This window comes from Lactiplantibacillus sp. 7.2.4 (assembly GCF_018991185.1).
In the GTDB taxonomy this organism is placed as follows: domain Bacteria; phylum Bacillota; class Bacilli; order Lactobacillales; family Lactobacillaceae; genus Lactiplantibacillus; species Lactiplantibacillus pentosus.
Genome location: NZ_JAGYGS010000004.1, coordinates 1 through 16,777 on the forward strand (window position 1 = coordinate 1; position 16,777 = coordinate 16,777).

Genomic DNA, 16,777 nt, shown 5'->3' on the forward strand with positions numbered 1-16,777 from the left:
ATTGTCATAACTTTTTAGTATGGTCCATGATCAAACCGGCCTATAAATTCTTTTGGCTGGCGTTCTTGCAACGACCCTATTTGACGGAACATCCCGTGTATTCGTAGCCCTACTTTTGATGAGCTAGTCGTTGGTCCTTACTATCAGTCATGTTGGCATCCAACTGGCAGACTTATTTTCACTAATCTCCAAGCTGCCTTACTCGTGTTTTAATTTTGCGGACCATCAGCGTCACTGAGCTTGTCAGAATTTTCTTGAGTATATCAAGATAGCAAAGCCTGGAATTAGCAAAGTGGCAATTTTATCGTTCAAGTTCAAGGGTGACCATCTATGAAACTTCCAAGACCATTTCTCTGTATTTAAACGTCAGAATTTTTATCATACTCGATAATTAAAAGCTTGCTTCAGGATTCAGTCTCTTAATATCCAATGAGCCATTTTACTTTTAAAATGTACTCGTTCATCTGCCATTCATGTGAGTTTCTGACTAGAGGACCTAGAGTATAGCACGCACTAGCGAATGAACAGTAGGCCAACTAATGGACACGTTTTGATCATAATTGATGACAACTGAGCTACCACATATGATGCGGCCGCTTTTACGTTAATCAGTTTTGACCGTTCTACCGCGTCCCCGACCCACGTATTTTTACCAAAATATGCGATAATAGAACTCAATGATTCAATCATTTAAGGGAGGACCTCACATGAAGTTACTACATACGGCTGATTGGCATATCGGTCGCACACTTAACGGCTACTCGTTGCTGGACGAACAGGAGGCCGCATTCAAACAAATCTTGGCGATTGCACTCGCTGAAAAGGTGGACGGAATCGTCATCGCCGGCGATATTTATGACCGGGCGGTTCCGAGCACCGATGCGGTCACGTCGCTTGACCACATGTTGCAAGCGATCAATATCGAACATCACCTACCGATTTACGCGATTGCTGGGAATCACGACGGCGCTAAACGTCTCAATTACGGTCGTGAATGGCTGGCGTACACCAACTTCCACCTCAACACGTTACTCGCTGAGGCCTTTACACCGATTGAAACCCCTGAGGCCCAGATTTTCATGTTGCCATTTTTCGACCCCATCGATGCGCGGGTCTACTATCAACAACAAGGCTTACCCGAAAAACAAGTCAAAGCGATTCATACGATCAATGACGCCATGCAGTTGGTACTCGCAGACTTGACTGCCCAATTTGACCCAACGAAACGCCACCTGCTGATCACACATTTCACGGTCACACCCAAAGCCGACGACGACTTGGAACTGACAAGTGAAACGACGTCCAAGGTCGGTGGTTTGGCAACTTTAACGACCGATTTATTCAGTGATTTTGACTATGTCATGCTCGGGCACATTCACACTCGGCTGGCCTCGCCAGATCCCGACCGCATTCGTTACTCAGGGAGCCCCGTGAAGTTTAACGTCAAGGAAGCTAATCCTAAATTTCATGGAAAAGGTGTCGAAATTGTCAGTATCACCCCAGACGATATCACCCACGAGTTTAAGCCCATTCAGCCTAAAACGGATTTGGTGAGTCTAAAAGCACCGTGGGACACCCTACTCGACCCGGAATTCTATCAACAGCAGCCTTTAAAACAGGCGTGGTTCGCGATTACGGTCCAGGACTTCGATCGTAGCAAACATCTCAACGTCCGGGCTCAGCTAGAACAAATTTATGGGACGATCGTCGAACTTGATTACGAAACGCACCATCAAGCCACAATGACGAGCCATGCGCAAGCGCTCGACACGTTATCGCCGGATGCGATTGTCGGCCAGTTTTTCAATGATATTACTGGTCAGCCGCTTTCAAAAACGCAACAGCAGCTTGTCGATCAAATTTTTGTCAATTTAAGAAAAGAGGATTAGCCGTGAAACCCGTCTACTTAGACATGACCTATTTTGGCCCCCACGAACACTCCATTATCGATTTTAGTAAACTTGAAAGCACTCCGATCTTTTTGATCAGCGGCGATACTGGCGCTGGTAAATCAACGATTTTTGACGCCATGACCTTCGCGCTGTTCGGGACGACAACTAACGATGGCACCGATGGCCGCGCCGCTAAAGACATGCGCAGTCAGTTTGCCCCGGCTGACCAGCCGACTAAGGTCATCTTCTACTTTGAACAAGGCAATCAGCTTTACAAAATCAGCCGGACGCCGGAGCAGTCACTAGCTAAAAAACGTGGCTCCGGAATGACCCAGCGGGCTGCGACTGCCAAACTGGCAGTAGTTGACCGCGTTGGTGGCGTAGAAATCAATTCAATTGCGACGAAACCAGCCGACGTTGGTCCGGAAATCGGTCAAATTCTAAACTTGACTGCCGACCAATTCAAAAAAATCATTCTATTACCACAAAACGATTTTTCAGAATTCTTGAAATCTAAGACCGACGATAAGGAAAAAATTCTGAAGAAGATTTTTGGAACCCAGCTTTACAGTGACTTTAGTGCGGCCCTTAAAACCGAATACCTCGCCGCTCGCAAAACTGGCGAACAGTTTATCACGGATTTACGGGTCGCTCTATCATCGACCACTTGGACTGACGATGAACAAGCGCAACTCAAGGCCACGCCGGATGATCAAAAAGTGTCCCTGTTGACCCAGTTCGTTGCCACTCGTCAAACGCGCCTTGAACAAGCGCAACAGGCCACTGAAGCACTTGATAAGACCGTTAAGCAGGCAGAAGCTGTCAACCAGGCCGGCCGTGACCGTCAGCAGCAATTCAAACGGTTAGCGGATGCCCAAACAGAGTACCAGACTCAGGTCCAACAACCAGCAACCGAAATGACGGCGATGCGGCAGCACATCCAAGCCCTGACTTGGGCCGAGGGCTTGCAGTCGACTGCTCAAGACCTACTTCGGCGCCAGCAAGAACACAAACAGTTGTCAGAAACCCAAGTCCGGATCGCGACTAACGTCAAACGGACTGAGGCTAAGGCTAAAGCTGCTCAGGCCGCCCTTAAACAGTTGGCGGCACAAGGTGAAGACAACCAGAAACAGCAACAACGCATCACCCAACTGACGACGTTGATTCCACAAGCAAACCGGATTGAAAGCTTGACGACCCAACTAGCAACGTTGACCCCGGAATTTGCTAAGCTCCAGCAAACAAAGCAGCAACAACAACAGCAGCTTACTGATTTAGATGAGCAAATTAAAGCAAAGCAAACCGAGCTGCCAGAAGTCGAACAATTGCGGGCAACCAAGGATCATTTAAGCCAGCAACGGTCCGCGTTTATTGAAACGCTAACGCCGCTTGACCATCAGTGGCATCAAGCCAAAAAAACGGCCGCCGACGCAAATGATCTGCTGACGAAGCACAAAACTGCACTCACCGACGCACAACAAAAATTCGAAGCAGCTCAACGTTCGTTTGCCCAACAACGGGGCCGTCGCCAAGAACTCATGATTGCCCAGTTGCAACAAGAACTGGTCGACGGTGAGCCCTGTGCCGTCTGTGGTTCAACCGACCACTCGCACATGGTCGCAACCATCAGCGCGAGCGAAACTGAATTGCGACAATCGATGACTGCCGTGGATGATGCCCAAAACGCCGTTGCCAGTACCCAGCAAGCGGTCAAGTCGGCACAACAACAAGTTGAAGCTGCGCAAAAAAGCGCTGAAGAAGCCGCGGCTCAAGTTGAAGTGGCTGCCAATGAGATCAAAACCAGCTATCAACGATTGGTGGTAAGTGCTGGACTAGAATCAATTACTACCTACAATTTAAAGACAATTACAGCCAATTTTGACACACAGCTAAGCGAAATCAGTCAAAAATTGACGGCCGCTCAAGAACTTAGTATCGCGATTGATAAACTTAAGACAAACCGGCAAGCGCTTCAAGACCAAGTCACGGCCACCAAACTTGCGGTCACGCAAAAGCAGACGCAGATTGACGCCAAAACGACTGACCTGCAGCACGCCCGAACAGAAACGCAACTTAAGGCTGATGAGACCAGCCAAACGCTACGTCATGAAAAGCAACAACTTGAAAAAGCTGTTGCGGATTATCAAAAAGAAGTTGATACGGCCAAGGACGCGGTTCAAGCCAGTGAAGTCGCATTATCAAAAGATCGGATGCAACAAACTGATTTGGCAGAACGCTTAGACGCAAATCAACAAGCAACGGTCGAACTCAATCAGACGTTAACGACTGCGCTAAACACCGATGACGCGCCCACCCATGACACCGCCGTTTTAAACGCTTGGTTAACGGAATTGTCAGCTGGACAACTCAGCAAATTGCAGGTCACGGTTGCTAAATATGACGAAACTAAATCACGTTTGACCCGCGAGATTAAAGAATTACAAGCCGCACTCGCTAACGTTGAACAGCCCGATTTACCGGCACTTCAAGCCCAGCTGGAAGCACAGCGGCAACTGCGTGACCAAGCCATTCAACAACAAACGGTCGCTAAACAAGCGTTCACAGATGGCGATTCCTGTTTGCAACGTGTCCAGAAAATCATGCAGCAACAAGGTAGCTTTGCCAAGCGGTTCGCCGAAATTACCGGCTTATATAACATCATCACCGGTAAAGACGGCAATGAATCCAAGCTCAAGCTGGAGACCTATGTCGTTCAGCATTACCTCCAGCGAGTGCTCAACTATGCCAATGAGCACTTCATTAACTTGCTGTCGAACAACCGCTATACGTTCGAGTTAGCGGATGAAGCCAGTGACAAACGTACCGATCATGGTTTAGACATTAACGTCTACGATAACAAAACGGGAAACTCGCGCTCCTCTAAAACCTTATCCGGCGGTGAAACCTTCATTGCGGCGCTGTCAATCGCATTGTCGCTAAGTGAAGTCGTTCAGTCCTCAGCCAACGGAGTCCAAATCGACGCTCTCTTTGTCGACGAAGGCTTCGGCTCGTTAGATGATGAAACCCTTGAAAAGGCCATGCAAGCGCTCGAAACCATTGGCGAAAATCGGATGGTCGGCGTTATCAGCCACATTGAATCGATGAAACGCACGATTGGTCAACAAGTGCTGATCAAAAAGCTCGGGGACGGTCGCAGTACGGTTCGTCTGATCAGTAAATAGTGTCGAGCAATTATTATTGGGTCACAATTCTCTCCATAAACAAAGGACCTGTATCCAGTCACCTATTGAAGTGGTGACCGGATACAGGTCCTTTTTGACGATTGTTTTGAGCAATTGAAGTTAGTGGTGCTTTTGATAGTTCTATCAATTAAGAATGGTAGAACGTCTGAAGATGCATCAGTGACTCATCTAAAACGCTAAAATAAGATGCCTAAAATCAAGCCTAGTAGTTGCATACCTTGAAACAGCATCAAATTTTGTGGCGCCGTGTTGAACGTGGTCTCCTTGACTTGAACTGCATTGAAGGCCCGAATATTCTTCAAAATTTTAGGCAACACAAGCAACACTAATAATTGCGTGATGGGTAAAATTTGTAAGGCGACGCTAATCAGTACCGGGATGTAGCCCAGTAATGCCAAAGTATCATAGACCTTCAGTGACCAGCGATGCCCGATATAATACGGGACCGTGTAACGTTCGTTGCGAATATCTTGCTTTAAATCGGAAATGTTATCCGCGAGCATGATATTGGCAACTAAGAAAATGCCAGGTAAGCCCACTAAAATCATGACGAGGATATTTTGCAGGTTACCGACAATCGCAAACTGTGGCCAGTCAAAGGTCAACCCTGCTAAAACGGGTGTCGCAACGTTCATATAGACGCTCAAGAAGAAGACGCCAAAGCCTTCAACGCAGCCTGACAACAATTCACCGAGTGGAAAGCGGGAAAATGGGACTGGTCCGTAAGTGTAAAAGATCGCGACGCCAATCGCCGCGGCACCCATGAATAACAATAACCAGTTTGTCAAGAAGACCAGCACTAGGCCCAAAATAATAGCTGTCGCTAGCATCACCAGCATTAACCGCAAAGAACGGCGCGGTGACAAATGTTCACGCCCCACGATGTTATAAGTATCGCGATAATGCAAATCCTTAGCTAGATAATAATCTTGCACGTTGTTGAATCCCGTTACAAACAACGCAATCGCAACTTGTGCAATTAGATAAATTAACGAATTAATCCAATTGAACGCGTGAAAATAATAAATTGAAAATAGCACCCCGATAAAATACGGCACCACGCTTGCCGCTTTGGCATTCAGCCGGATAAACTCCAAAAAGATTTTGAAAGTCATCGGCCGATAAGCCGTTTCATTGGTCAACAATCTCGACCCCCCTGATAAAATTAAAGACGCTTGCGCGTTGCACTGTGGATGGTTAAAGTCGATAAAAACAATTGTGACAACTCCGATTCAAAAGATCAAACCGTCTGCTGAGAACCACTCGCCTGCACTCACCAACCCATTGTCCCCAATGAGGTCCGTATTTGATTGCGACCGAATCATAAGTCGGATTCACATCCGCTAAATACCGAACGACGCACAATCAGCTTTTATCGTAACCTGACTCACAATGCCTCCTCTTCCACTATATCAAAGAAGTAGACTTGTGAAAACCGTTTCAAGTGTAAAATGTCACAAATCAGCACGATTACACGTGCTAGCCATAACCATCGACGGGCATTGTGCTTGTTGTTACTGCCGTTATGAGTTGGCCATAGCGAAAATCAACATGTGCACTAGTTATTCGGGACGCGTGTTACATCAAACGTTCCAATTACGACGTGCTACGCGAAAATAAGCGCCCCCACAACAAAACGACACTGCCAATGCAGACAAGCGTGATACTTGCATTCATTAGCGGTGTCGTTCTTCAAAGTTTGATTAACACGATTTAAAATTGTGACCTTCACGTGATTTATTTTATATTCTAGTTAGCAACGACCTTCATCAATTCCGGTCCCTTGTTGGTTAACAAATAACCAGTGTTACTGGTATGTTGCCAAACGAGCCCTTCAAATTCGCGTTTGCCAGAGAAGCTGCTGCGACTGACATCTGCGGTGCTCAACTTACCCAGTTTGTTAGCTGGTACCGAAAAGATACTCTCGTCAGAAACTAAGTATAAGCGACCGTTATTCGAATTGTAGCTCATTGATTGCAAGACCTGCCCGGGGGCCTGACTCAAACCTTGTTTGACTAAGCTAAAGTGGACGCGGTTGACCCCAAGCGTCCCCTTGTAAAACTTGACTGAATTCACCGGTGCGGTCGGCCAAGCGGACTTGGTCTGGGTCCAGAAATAGGCATTCCCGCTGTTATCAAAGCTGAGAACGCTGCCCATGTGAACCGTTGACTTCAAGGTAAAATTGACACTCGCATTCGGCTTCAAAGTAGACATACTCAATCGTTGAACGGTCGCGGTCGTACTATTCTTATAGGCCTTGATAAACCACAATTGATTCGTTTTCGGATTCAACGCCAATGACTGCACGTGGCCAGCTTTGAACTGCGGACCGACTTTCATACAAGCGAGGACTTGCCGGTCCAAGGCAGTCGTTGTGCCTCGATAGTAACGATTCGTTGCGCGCCGAATCATTGATAAACTACTCCCACTAGCATTCAATAGCTGGTTTAATTTGGTCCAATCATACCGAATCACCCAACCAGTCTGATTTTCATCACTCGCCTGCTGGTTATCGTTGTACATCACATATAAGTAGTGATCGTCCTTAGAAAACGCGGCACTTTGTGGATTACCGAGGATCGATTTACGACTAAAGCCCGGATAATCGATTGGCAGGTAGACTGCCGTCTGAAAATGATACTTGCTATAAGCATCGTTTGTCGACTTGGTCAAAGGTAACGTATGTACAGCCGTCTGAAAAGAATTCGTCGTACTGTAATCTGAATCATAGGTGTAAGTGATTTTACCCATCGTGTATCCGCTGCTGTTGACGGTTGAAAAATCTTGGGACCGATACGGCGAGAGGACGTTGCCACTCGTGGCGTAACTGGTCAGCCCATTGGCCTTGGATGTCACCTTAGTCTTACCAATGCTACTTTCACTGACAATATCGCCACTTACGGCCCAGCCATGCGTCGAACCCGCAGTCACGTAATTATACGTATACGCCCGGCCGCGCTTGTAAATCACCCGTGTTTTCGTCCGCGTGTACACCAGATTAGCATTCAGTGACGTCTTCGCCTTAAGTTTCACATAATTATTAGTTCCACTGATTTGATAAATTTTACCCGTATGACTAGCGACTTTATCGTATGCGCTCGCAGTCGTTTTTTTAGCAGTCTTGGCCTGATAATCTTTTCCAGCTTTCAGGTAACTGCTGGCAACCCAGCCCGTCGCGCCATTCTTAGCGCTTTTGACATAATAATAACGAACTTTACGGTTGCCCTTATAAACATACGCCTGTTTAGTGCGCGTCCATGTCGAATTATGATAAGACTTTAGCGCATGATTAGCGTGCATCTTCGTCTTCTTCAGCGACCCGCTAAACGTATAAGTTTTGCCCGTATTACTCGTTGTATAATACGGTTTACTAGCCACCTTAGTCGCTGCTGTTCGACGGTAGGTTGCCGCCGAGGCGTGGGTCGGTTGACTCACGATGGCCGTAAAACTGCCGGCACTAACCAATACCCCAATTCCTGCTTTGATTGCCCAATGCATCTTGACCACTCCCTTTTTTGTTTACTGCATGAATAATTATGCTAATGTTATTTTAGCACAAGATAAATCTATTTATTAATTTTTTTATAAATTAATTAGGTCACTTGTTATATCTAGTCCCTGCTACGCTTCATTATCATGTTAGTCGCACTCAATCGTGCAAAAAAACACACCTGTGAGTCGGCGGATTGCCGCTCACAAGTGTGTGATCAGAGCTGATTAAATTTGCAATTACTTTTCGTGTTCGTGATCATCCAACGGTGGTTCGTCTTCATCACGAGTTGCGGGTTTGATCCCGGCTGGAAGTTCCGACTTTGCAATTTTCTCCACATCATTGGTCTCAGCTTCAGCTTTTTCCAACAATTTGGCATCGCGCAAAATCGGTAATTGGAACCGGAAAATCGACCCTTGGCCAACCACCGACTCCACACTGATATGGCCATGGTAGCCTTCGATTAAGCGTTGGGCGATGGACAAGCCCAGGCCATTACCGCCCTTATCGCGACTACGCGCCTTATCGACCCGATAGAAGCGGTTGAAGACGCGGTCCAAATTATCCTTAGAAATCCCTTCACCGAAATCTTGAACGGCGACTTCCACGTACCGGTAGTCGGTCGATAACGACAAGTGAATTTCCTTACGACGCGTCGAATACTTGACGGCGTTGTCGAGCAAAATAATCAAGACTTGTTCGAGATGATTCCGATAAATCTGCGCGTAAACCGGCTTTTTGACATCATCATCAAACGTAAAACTAAAGTCTGGATGAATCATCTTGAAGTCGTTAAACGCTTGTGTGACCAATTTTTGGACGTCTGAAGTCTCATGACTGAAGTTGATTTCCAACTGTTCAGCACGTGACAAGTCTAACATTTCTTGAACCAAACTCTGCATCCGTTTGGTCTCGGATAAACTGGCCGCTAATGATTCGGATAAGACTTGTGGATCATCCTTACCCCAGCGATTCAGCAGTTCCATGTGTCCCTGAATAATGGCAACTGGTGTCCGCAGCTCATGGGAAACGTCCTCGACGAACTGCTGTTGCTGCGTAATGTAGCGTTGCATTTGGTCCAGCATGTCATTAAAGACGACCGCCAAATCAGATAACTCATCGTTGCGCTTGAGGTCTGGCACCCGTGAATCAGTCTGGGGGTCGTCATTGACGGCATTAATGGTCTGCTTGATTTTACGCATCGGTCGCAACAGGAAGGCCGCCAAGAAGTACCCTAACAAGGTTGCGCCAAAAATCGTAATCATCGTCATCACGATGAAGATCCAAATCAAGTTTTGCGTTGTCGCATGGTATTCGGATAAGTTATCCGTCACCTGGGTGTAACCAATCAACTTATGATTGCTGGCGGCATAAATTGGTGCCCGACCGACTAATTCAGCGTTGCTCCCGTGCCCGACTAGTCGAACTTGGCGTGACTTGTTTTTCGAAAATTCATGAGCATCCTTGCGTGACAAATAGAGCGTGTTGCCATTTGGGTCATAAACGGTTACGGCTAAATTCGTCCGCGATAAGGCAGTCAGGTCAGAATCGGTAAAAATCTTGCTTTGAAGGACGCCGTGTTTACGTTCACTCATACTATTGGCTGGCTCAACACTGGCTTCCGGCTGCAATTTGGCCGCGACGGATTTAATCGTCAATCCGGAGCTTTCGGTTCGTAATGATTGCTGGACTGTCGTGACGGCACTAGCCACGTTCCGTTGCTCTTGGCGCAATAAGAGGTTCGTGAAACTCTTATAGACCAATAAAGAAAAACAAATAAAAATGAGCGCAGACCCAATTGCGGTCCCGAGCGCCCATTTCCATTTTAATGACCAACGGCGCCGTGGTTTAGGCGTCACTTGTTTGGAATCAGTCTCAGCCATTAAGAACGAATCACGTATCCAGTCCCACGAACAGTTTGGATGTAACTCTTTTCACCTGGTCGGTCAATCTTGTTACGTAGATAACGAATATAAACATCCACGACGTTGGTTTCAACTTCAGATTCATAGCCCCAGACCTTGTTCAACAAGACATCTCGTGCTAAGACCACGTTAATATTTTCCATTAAAGTCAGTAACAGTTCATATTCACGTTTGGTTAAATTGATGACCTCGTCACCACGCTTAACGACTAGATTTTCCTTTTCAATCGTCAAGTCCTTGTAAGTGACCGTCGTTTGCTTGGTACTTTGTTGTTCGCTTTCCAAATCAATCCGCCGAAGTAAGGCCCGTAGCCGTGCCAATAATTCTTCGATGGCAAAAGGTTTAACGATGTAGTCGTCAGCACCGTGATCAAGTCCAGAGACCCGGTCGATTACAGAATCGCGAGCCGTCATCATAATGATTGGTGTATTCTTGACTTCACGCACCCGCCGACAAACTTCAAGTCCATTAAGTTCTGGTAACATTAGGTCTAATAGGATGGCATCAAAATCTTCAGCTAACGCTGCGTCTAACCCCTTACGGCCGTTATATTCAACTTGAATATCATAGCCTTCGTGTTTTAATTCTAATTCAACGAAGCGTGCGAGGTTTTTTTCATCCTCAATAATTAATATTCGACTCATTTACTTTTAGCCACTCCTAATATTCAACTTTATCTAAAAACCGTACGAATCAGTGATTCATCACCACTAACCTGCGTTAAGCTAGTACAACATGTTATTTTAACATGAAAACGCTGAATTTCCTACACCCCAACCAGTCTCTAGTCCTCACTCAAATCTAATTTTAGCGAATTCTCATTAAATTGCAATTTTTAAGTCTCGTTATCTGGCTGGTCATTCGGCTGGTGTTGCTGGTGCCACTGACGAATTGCAGCCAGCCGTTGTTGCCAGGCTTTCTCTTGTCCTTGGCTGGTTGGCTCGTAATAATGATGCGTACTCAACTCGGCTGGCATCGTGGTCATGGTCGTTAATTTATCGGCTGTGTCATGTGCATATTGATAATCGGAACCATAACCTAAATCTTTCATTAATTTTGTGGGTGCATTACGAATCTGTAATGGCACTGGCAAATTCCCCGTCGCCTTGATGTCAGCTTGTGCGGCTGATTTCGCTGCATACAGCGCATTGGATTTCGGCGCGAGCGCCAAATAAGTGACTGCTTCGGTCAAGCTGACGTCACACTCTGGCATCCCAATCATCTGGCAGGCTTGAAAGACCGCGACCGTCAGCGGCAAGGCTTGGCGGTCTGCCAGGCCAATATCTTCACTGGCAAATCGAATCAGCCTGCGCGCAATGTATAGCGGATCCTCACCACCAGCGAGCATCCGCATCAACCAGTAAATGGCAGCACCCACGTCACTATTCCGCATCGATTTATGCAAGGCAGAAATGATATTATAGTGTTCCTCACCATGCTTGTCGTAGCGCAATGACTTGGTATTGATCAGCTGCGATAATCCAGCCGTAGTGATCGTCACGTCTTGTCCATGACGGTCGCCGTTTAGCACCGCCATCTCTAGTGTATTTAGCGCCATCCGGGCATCCCCATTCGCAAATTCCGCAATTAATTGGAGCGTATCAGGTTGCAGATGGATGGTTAAGTCTGGGAACCCATTGGGATTGTCTAGCGCGCCTTGCAAAACGGCGACCAATGCGTCCGTCGTCAATGCTTTTAAGACTAACACTTTACACCGTGAGAGTAACGCCGCGTTGATTTCAAACGATGGATTTTCAGTTGTCGCCCCAATTAGGGTGATACTTCCCCGTTCAACATACGGCAAAAAGGCGTCTTGTTGGGCTTTATTGAACCGATGAATTTCATCAATGAATACGATCGTCTTTTCACCAAAATCGCGGTTGGCTTCGGCCTCATCCATAATTTCACGAATCGCCTTGATGCCACTAGTGACCGCGCTAAACGTAATAAAATGCGACTGTGTCTGCTGGGCAATGATTTCAGCCAATGTAGTCTTACCGACCCCGGGTGGTCCCCAGAAAATCAGCGACGGTAACTGGTCTTCAGCAATCAGCTGCCGCAATAGTTTACCTGGGCCTAATAAATGGTCTTGGCCTTTGAAGCCATCCAAGTTCACCGGCCGAACCCGATAGGCCAATGGACTCGCGCTGGCCTTGTCGGGATTAAATAATGATTCTTGCCGCATGGCAATCCCTACTTTCACGAGAATACTTAGTTCTATTTTAACGCAAACGTATGTTCTTAGCCACTAAAACCCTCATTTAATCAAACTTGCACTCGTTTTGCCAAAATTCATCTCACGACAAAATAAAAAACTGCGACCAACAATCAAAATTGTCGGTCACAGTTCATTTCAATTAGTTAAACTTTATTGTTCTTCGTACCAACTGTAATGGAACAAGCCTTCACGGTCAGTCCGTTCGTAGGTGTGGGCACCGAAGTAATCCCGTTGTGCTTGTAACAAGTTAGCAGGTAAAACTTCTGCACGGTATGAGTCATAGTATGACAATGCCGCACTGAATGAAGGTACTGGTACACCAGCTTGGATGGCAAGACTCAATACTTCACGAGTTGATTGTTGATACTTAGCTGCGATTTCAGCAAAGTAGTCGTCCATCAACAAGTTGTTTAAATCTGACTTCTTATCAAATGCATCGGTGATGTTTTGTAAGAATTGGGCCCGGATAATGCAGCCGGCACGCCAGATTTGAGCAAGTTCACCGAACTTCAGATCCCAGTTATAGTGTTCAGAAGCGAACCGTAATTGTTCGAAGCCTTGCGCATAACTCATGATTTTACTGAAGTAGAGCGCTTGACGAATCTTTTCAACCAATTCTTCCTTGGCTGGTAATTTAACGTCAGCAGTTGGGCCAGCTAACTTCTTAGAAGCAGCAACCCGTTCGTTCTTCATCATTGAGATGTAACGTGCATAAACGGCTTCAGTAATGACTGATTGTGGAACTTGGATGTTCAACGCATCTTCGGAACTCCACTTACCAGTTCCCTTGTTGTTCCCACGGTCTAAGATCATGTCAACGATTGGCTTGGTCTTGTCTTCGCCTAAATCATCTTTACGTGACAAGATATCAGCGGTGATTTCGATCAAGTAACTGCTCAATTCGCCCTTGTTCCAATCAGTAAAGATATCGGACATTTCATCAACCGATAACCCGGCAACATGACGCATAATGTTGTAAGATTCATCGATTAATTCTTCATCCCCGTATTCGATACCGTTGTGGACCATCTTGACGTAGTGACCAGCACCATTCGGGCCGATGTAAGTGACGCAAGGTGCGCCGTCTTGAGGGGCCTTAGCAGAGATCTTTTCCAAGATTGGGGCAACTAAGTCATAAGCTTCCTTTTGGCCACCAGGCATCAATGATGGGCCTTGTAAGGCGCCTAATTCACCACCGGAAACACCCATACCGATGAAGTTGATTCCTGATTTGTCCAAACGAGCGTTACGAGCCATCGTGTCGTTAAAGTTGGTGTTCCCACCATCAATTAAGACATCGCCCTTATCTAGTAATGGTAATAATTCATCAATCACAGCATCAGTTGGCTTACCAGCCTTGACCATCATGATGATTCGACGTGGTGTTTCAAGTGAAGCGACAAAGTCTTCGATCTTGTAACTTGGAACGAGTTGCTTATCAGCGTGGTCCTTAACGACCTTTTCAGTCTTAGAACCCGTCCGGTTAAAAATCGCAACTTTGTAGCCGCGGCTTTCGATGTTCAACGCCAGGTTTTTACCCATGACGGCCATCCCAATGACACCAATTTGTGGTTTTTCATTACTCATTAGTTTATTGCCTCCCAATTTTTAATACGCAACTATCGTACCAGAAAAAGCGTTCTTTATAAAGTAAATGACCGCAAATTTCAAAATTAATTTCATATAAGTCATTACAGGAAGAAATTAATTTTCATGAATCATGCTATTTTCTAAGTTCAAGACTAGTTACCATTGAAATTCGTGGCATCAAATCGAACAGTCCGCGTTATCTCGCTTAAAACGGCCCATCACCCTCTCTGGGGCAACGCGCCGTGTATTTGGGCATATTTATTATCGAGCTTCTGAGAGCGCATTGGGGTCACTCACAGGCCTTTTGCGCGGATACTTTCAGTAAGAACCTTTTCAATTGCGTGACTCATGACTGGTTGATTCTTCGCCACTGTTTACTGACAACCAAGTGACCCTAATCGTCATGTTCAGTTTTCAAAATACTTCCTTCCTGGGCGTCAATCTTAATCTCAACTTGTTGTTTTCCTTGATGCACCTGGACTTCCCAATAAGTCGTGCCGTTGTCCTTATCCAGTTTGAGCTCACTGGCATAACCGCCATTACGATCATGGACAGCAATCGCAACCGCTTTACTAGGACTGATGACCTTTTTCAAATTGAGTCGGTCGTTCTCAACCTCAGCTTGGTCGTCCTGGTCCAGCCGTTCGGAGTGTTTGCTGATGACCTTTCCCGTCCGCCCGTTCAGCTGTAATTCGTGCTCCTGAGTGCCACCGACACCTTCCAGCGTATAAACGGGGCGGCCGAGTTGATCTTCTAGCTCAATACTCGTCAAACTAGCATGCGGATATTGTTGTTGAAATGCCTTGATGGCCGCGTTTAAGGGCACCTTCGTCGTATCCGTCACACTTTTGGTCGAACTACTTTGACTACTACGCGACTGGCTGGTCGCCTCGTCTTTTTCCGACTGCCGGGTCCCACACCCCGCTAACAAGATCACACTTAGCAGTACCAGCCCGACGCCACTTCTTTTGCTCATCATCGCCATAACCTCCTTGTCGCTGCGTCAGTAACAATCGTCATGGGACTGTGCCCATTTGTTTCCCTTAGTATACGGAAGCCTGATGAGGTCTCGCAATCAATATGCAAAACGGCCCGGTTGACCATGTGGCGTCGCAATTAGGCTGAAGGAACTGGACCAATTCAAGCCAAGGAACATCTGCTGGGTTTCCTCAACCTAGCTGGACAAGGCCGCCCTTGATTTTCCGTCAACTTTGCTTAACGAAATGCTAAGCAAGACTGCTTAGAGCAAGTTCCCAGTCAACGCCAAAGATGGTCACACCCAGTTACTCCTGATTCTATCAACCAACTCCAATTGACGAAGGTGGCTGCTGAAAAACTAAATGACTGATTTTTAGTTCACCACTCCAAAGCAAAGTCAGCCCTCAAAATGGGAATTAATCTCCACTTTAAGTGCTGACTTTGTATTTTGAGGAATGTCGACAACGTAATTTGATCGTTCGACAGGTTTTTCAGCAACCTCTGACCAAGAGCCCTGTTTTGGACGAAGCCCCCAAAAATTCACTTTATTGAAGACACTAAAAAAACCCGCCTAAGCGAGTTTTTTAAGATCGTATTATGGTAACGAAAAGTGCCATGCGCCATGGCCGCAATGTCACTGTTCACCAACTAACAATTAGTTGTTTACTTTTACGACTTGCTTGCCGTTGTAGTAACCACAACTTGGGCAAACACGGTGTGATACACGTAATTCGCCACAATTTGGGCATGGTGCCAAATTTGGTGTAGCCAATTTAATATGACCACGACGGTTGCGTTTACGCATCTTAGATGTTCTTCTTGCTGGTACAGCCATCAACCTACACCTCCTTCAAATGAATTCACATAATGTGATTTTTGATACGCTTAGCTAACTTAATCCTTGTCTTCCTGATCAGGGAACAGGTCTTTTAACTTAGCTAAACGCGGATCAACAGTTTTAAGTTCTGCAGCCTGCAACGCTTGGTCGTCCTCAGAGAGAACTTCCCAGCCCTTACCTGTTGGCATTGGGGCCCCGTCTTGCTCAGCTTCAGAAAGAATCTGCATGGGGATGTGAATTAAAATATTATCCTCCACAGCGACATCAAAATCTAAAATATCATCTTCAGGTAAAATAATTACCGTATCGATCTCCTCGTCAAAGCGACTGAGATCCGTTCCCTGGGGAACATAATATTCTGTCATCTGAAAAGCCAATGGCACATCCACTGGCGTTAGCGACCGACTTGACGGCAACGTTAACGTCGCGTCAATCTTCGCAGTGATCAGCACATTATCCTTGTCATAACTGGCCAAACCTGTTGCGTGAACGGATTTAACATCGATAATTTCAGGATAACGGCTCATCAAGGAGTGTTTTAAGTCCAATGCTTCATCAAACTGGAGTGGCGTTTCACGGTACGTTTTAAGCTGTGAAAGTGACCATTTCATTTAAAAACCTCCTAATGCAACGTGATAAATTA

The 16,777-nt window shown here is 46.2% G+C and carries 11 protein-coding genes; 2 read left to right on the plus strand and 9 right to left on the minus strand.

All coding sequences use genetic code 11. The features are described from left to right. The first annotated feature begins 707 nt into the window (after positions 1-707). Positions 708-1,889: an exonuclease SbcCD subunit D gene (locus KGF70_RS02020; RefSeq protein ID WP_216767565.1), complete on the plus strand. Its 1,182-nt coding sequence runs from the start codon at positions 708-710 to the stop codon at positions 1,887-1,889. A gap of 2 nt (positions 1,890-1,891) precedes the next feature. Further along, a complete protein-coding gene (locus tag KGF70_RS02025) occupies positions 1,892-5,074 on the plus strand; it encodes an AAA family ATPase (protein WP_216767566.1) in 3,183 nt (1,060 codons plus the stop codon). A 197-nt stretch (positions 5,075-5,271) separates the two neighbouring features. On the opposite strand, the gene KGF70_RS02030 is transcribed toward KGF70_RS02025, so the two are convergent. The 9 genes from KGF70_RS02030 to KGF70_RS02070 form a co-directional block, all read right to left on the minus strand. Beyond that, on the minus strand, positions 5,272-6,240 hold the full coding sequence (locus KGF70_RS02030; protein WP_082230251.1) for a UbiA family prenyltransferase: 969 nt from the start codon (positions 6,238-6,240) through the stop codon (positions 5,272-5,274). Between the two features lie 604 nt (positions 6,241-6,844). Next, the gene (locus KGF70_RS02035) at positions 6,845-8,593 is read right to left on the minus strand and encodes a hypothetical protein (RefSeq protein ID WP_216767567.1); all 1,749 of its coding nucleotides are present in this window, start codon (positions 8,591-8,593) and stop codon (positions 6,845-6,847) included. A gap of 231 nt (positions 8,594-8,824) precedes the next feature. Further along, positions 8,825-10,468, minus strand: coding sequence for a HAMP domain-containing histidine kinase (locus KGF70_RS02040; protein WP_216767568.1), 1,644 nt, complete (start codon positions 10,466-10,468; stop codon positions 8,825-8,827). Beyond that, entirely contained in the window at positions 10,468-11,154 is a 687-nt protein-coding gene (locus KGF70_RS02045) for a response regulator transcription factor (RefSeq protein ID WP_003638551.1), read from the minus strand. Before KGF70_RS02045 ends, KGF70_RS02040 begins: the two co-directional genes overlap by 1 nt. Before the next feature lie 191 nt (positions 11,155-11,345). After that, positions 11,346-12,695 (minus strand): replication-associated recombination protein A, encoded by a 1,350-nt coding sequence (locus KGF70_RS02050; RefSeq protein ID WP_216786390.1) that lies wholly within the window; start codon positions 12,693-12,695, stop codon positions 11,346-11,348. A 183-nt stretch (positions 12,696-12,878) separates the two neighbouring features. Beyond that, complete coding sequence (gene gndA, locus KGF70_RS02055; protein ID WP_216767570.1) at positions 12,879-14,315, minus strand: NADP-dependent phosphogluconate dehydrogenase; 1,437 nt, start codon at positions 14,313-14,315, stop codon at positions 12,879-12,881. Positions 14,316-14,712: 397 nt separating this feature from the next. Further along, positions 14,713-15,297, minus strand: coding sequence for a PepSY domain-containing protein (locus KGF70_RS02060; RefSeq protein WP_216767571.1), 585 nt, complete (start codon positions 15,295-15,297; stop codon positions 14,713-14,715). 654 nt (positions 15,298-15,951) lie between these two features. Next, positions 15,952-16,131 carry a 50S ribosomal protein L32 gene (rpmF, locus tag KGF70_RS02065; RefSeq protein WP_003638547.1) on the minus strand — a complete coding sequence of 60 codons (180 nt, stop codon included), beginning with the start codon at positions 16,129-16,131 and terminating at the stop codon, positions 15,952-15,954. A 59-nt stretch (positions 16,132-16,190) separates the two neighbouring features. Beyond that, on the minus strand, positions 16,191-16,745 hold the full coding sequence (locus KGF70_RS02070) for a DUF177 domain-containing protein (protein ID WP_216767572.1): 555 nt from the start codon (positions 16,743-16,745) through the stop codon (positions 16,191-16,193). Between the last annotated feature and the right edge of the window lie 32 nt (positions 16,746-16,777).

Excerpts from the sequence above, each read along its gene's own strand:
- KGF70_RS02035 (WP_216767567.1), bottom strand. The coding sequence starts at position 8,593 with ATGCATTGGGCAATCAAAGCAGGAATTGGGGTATTGGTTAGTGCCGGC.
- KGF70_RS02040 (WP_216767568.1), bottom strand. The coding sequence starts at position 10,468 with ATGGCTGAGACTGATTCCAAACAAGTGACGCCTAAACCACGGCGCCGT.
- KGF70_RS02050 (WP_216786390.1), bottom strand. The coding sequence starts at position 12,695 with ATGCGGCAAGAATCATTATTTAATCCCGACAAGGCCAGCGCGAGTCCA.
- KGF70_RS02020 (WP_216767565.1), top strand. The coding sequence starts at position 708 with ATGAAGTTACTACATACGGCTGATTGGCATATCGGTCGCACACTTAAC.
- rpmF (WP_003638547.1), bottom strand. The coding sequence starts at position 16,131 with ATGGCTGTACCAGCAAGAAGAACATCTAAGATGCGTAAACGCAACCGT.
- KGF70_RS02070 (WP_216767572.1), bottom strand. The coding sequence starts at position 16,745 with ATGAAATGGTCACTTTCACAGCTTAAAACGTACCGTGAAACGCCACTC.
- KGF70_RS02060 (WP_216767571.1), bottom strand. The coding sequence starts at position 15,297 with ATGATGAGCAAAAGAAGTGGCGTCGGGCTGGTACTGCTAAGTGTGATC.
- KGF70_RS02045 (WP_003638551.1), bottom strand. The coding sequence starts at position 11,154 with ATGAGTCGAATATTAATTATTGAGGATGAAAAAAACCTCGCACGCTTC.
- gndA (WP_216767570.1), bottom strand. The coding sequence starts at position 14,315 with ATGAGTAATGAAAAACCACAAATTGGTGTCATTGGGATGGCCGTCATG.